Origin of the sequence: Nostoc sp. PCC 9305 (genome assembly GCF_963920915.1) — a bacterium.
Classification (GTDB): Bacteria; Cyanobacteriota; Cyanobacteriia; order Cyanobacteriales; family Nostocaceae; genus Nostoc.
This window is the reverse complement of sequence record NZ_CAWUDN010000207.1, coordinates 1-4,947: the sequence shown is the minus strand read 5'-3', so window position 1 is coordinate 4,947 and position 4,947 is coordinate 1. Positions and strand designations below refer to the sequence as shown.

2 protein-coding genes are annotated in these 4,947 nt (G+C 41.8%); both read left to right on the top strand.

Annotated features, from left to right (window positions below):
- Positions 1-267 precede the first annotated feature (267 nt).
- On the top strand, positions 268-2,607 hold the full coding sequence (locus tag ACM0OX_RS35065; protein WP_414519753.1) for a cation:proton antiporter: 2,340 nt from the start codon (positions 268-270) through the stop codon (positions 2,605-2,607).
- Between the two features lie 697 nt (positions 2,608-3,304).
- Entirely contained in the window at positions 3,305-4,903 is a 1,599-nt protein-coding gene (locus ACM0OX_RS35060; protein ID WP_414519751.1) for a GAF domain-containing protein, read from the top strand.
- The last annotated feature ends 44 nt before the right edge of the window (positions 4,904-4,947 follow it).

The following is a 4,947-nucleotide window of genomic DNA, read 5'->3' as shown; positions in this document are numbered from 1 at the left end:
AATCCACCTTTGAACTCCGTTGACGAGTCTTTGAACTGGATGAATCCACCTTTGAACTCCGTTGACGAGTCTTTGAACTGGATGAATCCACCTTTGATACTCGTGAATTAAAATACCTTCAAACACCTTGATGTATCCTTCCTGCTCACCTACTGTCCACCCACTTCAAAATAAGCAAATTTTGTCACCCCTTTAGCAAACAAGCTGTTTGAGATCGTAAAACTTTGTATCCTGAATTAATAGGTCTTAATAGTTCTTTTAAAACTGGTGCAAGAAGATTTTCGGTTAATTGTTGATTTAGTTTTAGTTCTAGGCGTTGCAGCCTGTGGCGGACTATTAGCGGCACTTTTGCAACAACCAGTGCTGCTGGGGTATCTCATTGGCGGGATAGTTATTGGGCCAACGGGACTGGGATTGATTAAAGAACTGATTCAAGTAGAGACTCTGGCACAGTTCGGGGTCGCCTTTTTGTTATTCGCCTTGGGTGTGGAATTTTCCTTTGCGGAACTCAAGAAGGTAAAAGCGATCGCTCTTGGTGGAGGTGGACTCCAGATTGCTTTGACGATTTTGGTCACGGTTTTAGTATGCGGGTTAAGTGGAGCCTGGGGAGCCTTACCTGCGAAGGGAATGTTTTTGGGGTGTATTCTGTCGCTGTCTTCCACAGCGGTTGTTCTCAAGTGCTTGATGGAGCGCAACGAAACAGAAACTCCCCACGGGCAAGTGATGCTAGGGATTTTGGTAGTTCAGGACTTGGCACTGGGACTAATGTTAGCAGTCTTACCAGCCCTCAACCAACCAGCAGAAACAATTGGCATTGCTGTCCTAACAGCGCTAGGTTCGATTGCTTTATTTGCTGCTGGGGCGGTAGCTGCGGGGATTTGGCTGATACCGCCTTTGTTGCAACTGCTAGCCCGTACTGAAAGCAAAGAACTATTTTTATTAGGGGTTGTAGCCCTGTGTTTAGGCATTGCCCTGTTGACAGAGCATTTGGGACTGTCCATTGAAATGGGGGCATTTGTCGCGGGTTTGATGATTTCTGAGGTGGAGTACGCCGACCAAACCCTGACTTATGTCGAACCACTGCGAGATATCTTTGCCAGTTTATTTTTTGCCGCCATTGGGATGTTAATTGACCCAGTGTTTTTGTGGAACAACCTAGAATTAATTTTGGGGTTGGTGGCAATAGTTTTCGTAGGTAAATTTTTGATTATCACGCCCTTAGTGAAACTGTTCCGCTATCCTTTGAAAACAGCCATAATCGCCGGTTTGGGACTGGCGCAAATTGGGGAATTTTCCTTTGTTCTCGCTAGTGAAGGGCAGTCTTTGGGGCTGGTGTCCCGACAAATATACTTGTTAATTTTGGGAACCACCGCAGTCACTCTGATGCTGACTCCTTTTGTACTGCGGTTAGTGCCATTTTTATTTAACTTTGCCGAATCAATGCCTTGGTTGAAACCGTACTTAGAAGAAGATGAAGCGCGGGATGTATCGGAAGATTTGCCTTTCAAAGACCATGTAGTAGTTTGTGGCTATGGGCGAGTCGGCAAGAATTTGGTGAAGTTGTTGCAGCAACACGACCTACCTGTGGTAGTAATCGACCAATCGGAGAGTAGAATTCAGCAGTTGCGCGAGGCTGGGGTGTCTTATGTATATGGCAATTGCGTCAGTTTACACGTTTTGGAAACTGCCGGGGTGAATCATGCCAAAGGAATGGCGATCGCACTCCCAGACCCCATAAGTACTCGTCTTTGCTTGAAACGCGCTTTGGAATTGCGCCCAGAATTAGATTTGGTTGTCCGTGCTACCCAGGATAAAAATATTGAGGTGCTGTATCAATTGGGAGCCAGGGAAGTTGTGCAACCAGAGTTTGAAGCCAGCTTAGAAATGGCAACCTACTTATTAACTGGCTTAGGCTTGTTGTCGCCAGCTGTCGTCCAACGAGAAATGCAGCAAATCCGCAACGATCATTATTTAGATTTGCGGCCAGAGCGCTCTGCAACTGAAGTGGCTCGTGATTTGCGCCAAGCCACCCGCGATTTAAATCAGCGTTGGTATCCTCTGCCATCTAATTCGCCCTTAATTGGCATGACCATAGAAGAAGCGGATATGCGCTATTTAACAGGAGCGAGTTTGATGGCAATTCGCCGCGCTAACGGCGATGAAATCGATTATCCCAATAATCAAACCAAATTAGCAGAAGGCGATCGCTTGCTGGTAGTGGGAGCAGATGAAGAACTGGCGGCTTTGGCAGAATTCGCTAAGGGACAAGCGGCTGTTCCCGGAGAAAATAGTGCTTGTCAGTGGGTAACAGTCAATGCAGACGCGCCAACACTAGGTAAAACCCTTGCAGATTTAGATATCGCCAAGCAATTTGGAGTACAGGTACAGGCAATCCGGCGAGATGGTAAATTTATCCGCTATCCTGATGGCGGCATGGATTTGCGAGTCGGCGACCAAGTATTATTATGTGGTGGCTTGACAGGTTTGAGTCAACTAGAACAGTTATTTGCGATCGCTAATTCAGTACCCCTTTCTATCCCAATGGTGAAAGCTGGTGAGGCAGAAGCGCTCAAAGACTTTCTACCTGCGGATAGTGTGACTGATTAAGGTTTAAGACTCCGCAAGTTAAGCAATTCAATATAGCGATCGCGCCTTTGGGATGGTAGTGACTTGGCTCTGAAGGGGATGCTTTTTCATATTCTTCTAGGATAATACCCAGATCCAAGATGTTATCTCTGATGCGGACATCATCATGGATTGAGTAATTTACAGCTCAGTTTCGGTAACAGTCCATCCGTAAGAGCTTAAGAGGATGTTTAAAAAGTGGTTGTAGGATAAGGCGACAAATCAAGCTTGAGGACTGGCGCTCTTTTGCCCTTGACTACTCTAAATTTTGATTATCTTTTGCAGACAAGTATTTAATGGGGTCATCTGCTTGATCTTTGCTAATCGCAGAAGTTTTTGGTCTATTGAATTTGATTACCTTGTTTGATAACTGAATTTATCTAAGAATAGAGCTTTACTTTTTACAAATTTCTTCTATCTTTACAATACTTTTTTATCTCATGTTTTCAGTTATCAGATACCTTGGCGATAATGATAATTACTGTACTGTAGATACAGTACTTTATCCAAAATTATTTGTGAGAACGCTTTTTAAGACTTAATGGCAAAAGTCAGATGAAGAGAAGCGATCGCGAAACTTTCTTACGCGATAATGGTTATAAACTACGAAAAACTACGTTTTTACATCGTTGTAGCTGTCTCTTTTCATCTTTAAAATATTCCTGAAATTATACTTATAATGTTGTACACAAGTTTACGTATTATTACTAGAGTATCTGCTAATCTACTCTGTAAGCTTTTAGGACAGCCTAGTGTTAGTAATTTAGAAACTAAACTCCACGATCAACAAATTCAAATTCAGCAGTTAGAAGAGCAAGAAAGGGCGCTTTACCGAGTTATTAGTAAAATCCGAGCTTCTCTTGAATTAGAAACAATTTTTCGTACAGCCACTAAAGAAACTTGCAAATTACTCCGCATTGAGAGAATTGCCGTTTATCGTTTCTATGAAAACTGGGGTGGAGAATTTGTCAGCGACTTTGAGTTTGCAGAGACTGGATGGGATGATGTAGAGACATTAGGAAAAAATACAGTTTGGAATGACTCTTATCTACAACAAAATCAAGGTGGACGGTATCGTAATAATGAAACTTTAATTGCTTCAGATGTCTACGCAGCAGGCTTGTCTCAATGCCATTTAGAAATTTTAGAACAGTTCCATATTCGAGCTTATGCAACTGCACCAATATTTGTGGGAAAAAACCTGTGGGGAGTGCTTGCAGCTTATCAGCATTCACAGCCACATGAATGGAAACAATTAGAAATTCAGTTTCTATCTCAGATTGCAACGCAGTTAGGATTTGCAGTTAAACAAGCAGAATTTTTAGCTCAAGCAGAACAAAAAGCAGCAGAACTGTATAAAGCAAATCAGCAGCAGGAGATTCTATTTAATTTAGTTGCTGAAATTCGTGAATCTCTGAATCTAGACACCTTGTTTAAGACTACTGCACGAGAAATTCGTAAGGCTCTCCGTAGCGATCGCGTCAGTATCTTTCGATTTGACCCGGAATCGAACTATACCTCTGGTGAATTTGTCTCTGAGAATGTATTGCCTGACTACGATTCTACGATCGCCATCAAGGTCAAGGATAATTGTTTTGGTGAAAACTATGCAGTTGCTTATCATCAAGGGCGTATACAGGTATTATCAGATATTTATCAATCTGGTCTAAAAGATTGCCACATTCAACTGTTAGAGCAATTTCAAATCAAGGCACAAATTGTTGCACCTTTAATGAAAGGAAAAACTTTATGGGGACTACTATGCGTTCATCAGTGCCATTGTTCGCGCGAGTGGAAAAAATCGGAAATTCAATTTATCCACCAGTTAGCTGCTCAGTTTAATGTAGCTTTAGAACATTCTGAGTTATTAGAGCAATTCCGCTCTCAAGCTAATCAACTTGCTCAAGCAAATAATGCTTTAGAAATAGCAAATTCTCAGCTAGAAAAACTTAGTAAGCTAGATGCTCTAACCCAAATCGCCAACCGTCATTGTTTCGATCAGTTTTTAGAGCAGGAATGGGATCGACTAAAACTAAGTGAAAATTATTTATCTTTAATTATATTTGATATTGACTATTTCAAGGATTATAACGATTCTTATGGACATCTAGCTGGAGATGAATGCTTAATACAAGTTGCTCGTGCAGCACAATCTGTATTAAAGCGTCCTACCGATCTACTAGCTCGTTATGGTGGTGAAGAATTTGTTGTAATTTTGCCAAATACGAACGAATCAAGTGCGATTAAGATAACTAAGTTGATTCAAAAATCAGGGTAAGCTCATCTAATTTGGTATAGGGTGAGCTTGACAAATTAAGTAAG

Bases quoted from the DNA above. Each gene is read 5' to 3' on its own strand.
- ACM0OX_RS35060 (WP_414519751.1), top strand. From the start codon at position 3,305: ATGTTGTACACAAGTTTACGTATTATTACTAGAGTATCTGCTAATCTA.